The sequence below is a fragment of the Mycobacterium sp. genome (genome assembly GCF_049673265.1).
Lineage (GTDB): Bacteria > Actinomycetota > Actinomycetes > Mycobacteriales > Mycobacteriaceae > Mycobacterium.
On the sequence record NZ_JBATXN010000254.1, the window covers coordinates 1 to 3,197 of the forward strand.

A 3,197-nucleotide genomic window follows, 5' to 3' on the forward strand; every position below is an offset into this window, starting at 1 on the left:
CCACGCCGGAAGATCTCGCCGACACCGTCCGCGCTGTGGACGCCGAGGGCCGCAAGGTGCTGGCGCGTGCTGTCGACATTCGCGACGACGCCGCAGTGCGCCAGCTGGTCAGCGACGGCGTCGAGCAATTCGGCCGGCTCGACGTTCTGGTCGCCAACGCAGGGGTGCTCAGCTGGGGACGGATTTGGGAGCTCACCGACGAACAGTGGGAAAGCGTCATCGGGGTCAATCTGACGGGCACCTGGCGCACCCTGCGGGCGGCAATACCCGCGATGATCGAGGCCGGTAACGGCGGCTCTATCGTCGTGGTCAGTTCCTCGGCCGGACTCAAGGCCACCCCGGGCAACGGCCACTATTCGGCGACCAAGCACGGGCTGGTCGCGCTCACCAACACGCTCGCAATCGAGCTCGGCGAGCTCGGCATCCGGGTCAACTCCATCCACCCCTACTCGGTCGACACACCGATGATCGAACCGGATCTGATGATGCAGGTATTCGCCGAGCATCCCCATTACGTGCACAGCTTTGGACCAATGCCGCTACAGCCCAACGGCTTTATGGCCGCTGCCGAGGTATCGGATGTGGTGGCATGGCTGGCCGGCGACGGCTCCGGAACTTTAACCGGAGCCCAAATCCCGGTCGACAAGGGTGTGTTGAAGTACTGAATTTCGAGTGTCCTACCCGGGCCACCCTGCCTGCGGGTCTCGTGGGCGAGATCGAAACGTTAGCCGACATTCAACGTGATTTCACATGTCTCTTTGTCCTATCGTCAAGGTTGACAACGTATCTTGAACGGCATGCGGACCGCCTGTCGTGCGGAACTCGCGAGGTTAACCGAACACCTCAGCGAGATGTGTGGGCTGGCCGGGGTTGCGATGGAACACGCAACCGAGGCCCTGCTGCAGGCGGACTTGGTGTTGGCCGAACAAGTTCTCAGCCACCACGACAAAATTGCCGCGATGAGCTCCGCCGCCGAGGCGAACGCGTTTGGGCTGCTGGCCCCCCTGCACGCGCCGGTCGCCAGCGATCTGCGGGCGATCGTCAGCGCCCTGCAGATGGTCGTCGACATCGACAGGATGGCCGCGCTGGCCCTTCACGTCGCCGAGATCACCCGCTGGCGGCATCCCCAGCATGCGCTACCCGAAGAAGTCAACGGGTATTTCGCCGAAATGGGCAGGATCGCAGTCAAACTAGGCAACAACGCGCAAGAGGTGGTGTTGACGCGCGACCCGAGGAAGGCCGCCCGCATCCGCCGAGAAGACGATGCGATGGACGACCTGCACCGGCACCTGTTCACCGTGCTGATGGATCACGAATGGAAGCACGGAGTAGCTAAGGCCGTCGACGTGACGCTGCTGGGCCGGTATTACGAACGCTTCGCCGACCATGCCGTCCTACTCGCGCGCCGGGTCATCTTCCAGGCGACCGGCCTGTACTCCGAGGGTGAGTTGGCGTCGACGTAACGTTGACGCCAACACTATTCAACTTGCCATTTCGGCCAACGTGTCGGCAAATCGGTCAACAGCCCAGTCGATTTCCGCATCGGTTATCACCAGCGGGGGAGCGAAGCGCAACGTTGAGCCGTGTGTGTCTTTGACCAGGACACCGCGCTGGGCCAGGCGCAGGCTGAGCTGCTTGGCGGTGCCGAGTGCCGGATCGATGTCGACGCCGGCCCACAATCCTTGGCCGCGAACCGCAAGCACGCCATGACCGATCAATGTTCGTAGTCGCCGGTTCAGATGCGCACCGAGGTGTGCGGCGCGGTCCTGGAATTCGCCGCGAGCCAGCATCGACACCACGGTGCTGCCGATTGCCGCTGCCAACGGGTTCCCACCGAACGTCGAGCCATGTTCGCCGGGATGCAGCACGCCCAGCACGTCGCGATCGGCCACCACCGCGGACAACGGCACCACCCCACCGCCCAAGGCTTTGCCGAGCACGTAGATATCGGGCACCACGTCCCAGTGGTCGCAGGCAAAGGTGCGGCCGGTGCGCGCCAGGCCCGACTGGATCTCATCAGCGATCATCAACACACCGTGGGCACAACAGAGTTCCCGCACCGCAGGCAGATAGTCACCCGGCGGAACGATAACACCGGCCTCACCTTGAATCGGTTCCAGTAGCACCGCAACGGTGTTCTTGTCGATGGCTGCAGCCAGCGCGTCAGCATCACCGAATGTCACCGAGCGGAAGCCGGGTGTGAACGGCCCGAAGCCGCTGCGCGCGGTCTGGTCGGACGAGAAGCTGACTATGCTGATGGTCCGGCCATGAAAGTTGTTGTCGGCCACAATGATGTTCGCCTGTCCGGCCGGAACACCCTTGACGTCGGCGCCCCATTTGCGTGCCACTTTCAGAGCGCTTTCGACCGCCTCGGCTCCGCTATTCATCGGCAACACCATGGCTTTACCGCACAGTGCCGCCAATGCCGCACAAAACTGGCCGAGCGCCTCGGCGTGAAATGCCCGGCTGACCAACGTGACGCGGTCGAGCTGCGCGTGCGCGGTCGCTGTGATTTCGGGGTTGCAATGCCCGAAGTTCACCGCGGAATATGCAGCCAGGCAATCTAGGTAGCGCCGCCTCTCGACATCGGTGATCCATGCTCCTTCGGCGCTCGCTGCAACCACCGGCAGCGGCGAGTAGTTGTGCGCCGCGTGGCGCTCGTCGAGGGCGATCACCGACGCGGTAAGTGCGCCGGGGCTGGTAGTCGCGGTGTCCAGTAGGGTCACGAATACACCTCCAGTGTGCAGCATTTGACCGACCCGCCGCCCTTGAGCAGCTCGGACATCTCGACACCGATCGGCTCGAAACCGGCTCGCCGGAGCTGCTCGGCGAATCCGACTGCGGCCGCCGGGTGCACCACGTGGCGGCCATCCGATACCGCGTTTAGGCCGAACACGCAGGCGTCGGCACTGTCTACCACCAGAGCATCGGGAAAAAGCGCTTCCAACTGTGCGCGTGAACTTTCGGCAAAGGCCGACGGATAGTAGGCGATCGTGGTTTCGTCGAGCACGGCCAACGCCGTGTCGAGGTGGTAGAAGCGCGGATCGACCAGCTCCAAGGTGACGACCGGGCGGTCAAAGATCGTGGCGATCTCGGCGTGTGCCCGCGGATCGGTACGAAAACCGGTTCCCGCCAAGATCATTGCGCCTACCGGCAGCAAGTCGCCCTGACCTTCGTTGACGTGCTGAGTCTGCACC

Annotated in this window: 4 protein-coding genes; 2 read left to right on the forward strand and 2 right to left on the reverse strand. The window is 63.6% G+C overall.

The features are described from left to right. Both WBF82_RS08915 and phoU read left to right on the forward strand, forming a co-directional pair. On the forward strand, window positions 1–665 hold a 665-nt coding region (locus WBF82_RS08915; protein WP_424382688.1), incomplete at its 5' end, for an SDR family mycofactocin-dependent oxidoreductase. 132 nt (window positions 666–797) lie between these two features. After that, window positions 798–1,463 (forward strand): phosphate signaling complex protein PhoU, encoded by a 666-nt coding sequence (gene phoU / locus WBF82_RS08920; protein WP_424382689.1) that lies wholly within the window; start codon window positions 798–800, stop codon window positions 1,461–1,463. 18 nt (window positions 1,464–1,481) lie between these two features. On the opposite strand, the gene rocD is transcribed toward phoU, so the two are convergent. Both rocD and WBF82_RS08930 read right to left on the reverse strand, forming a co-directional pair. Then, a complete protein-coding gene (gene rocD, locus WBF82_RS08925) occupies window positions 1,482–2,750 on the reverse strand; it encodes an ornithine--oxo-acid transaminase (protein ID WP_424382690.1) in 1,269 nt (422 codons plus the stop codon). Beyond that, on the reverse strand, window positions 2,723–3,197 hold a 475-nt coding region (locus WBF82_RS08930), incomplete at its 5' end, for a dimethylarginine dimethylaminohydrolase family protein (protein ID WP_424382691.1). The genes rocD and WBF82_RS08930, both read right to left, overlap by 28 nt.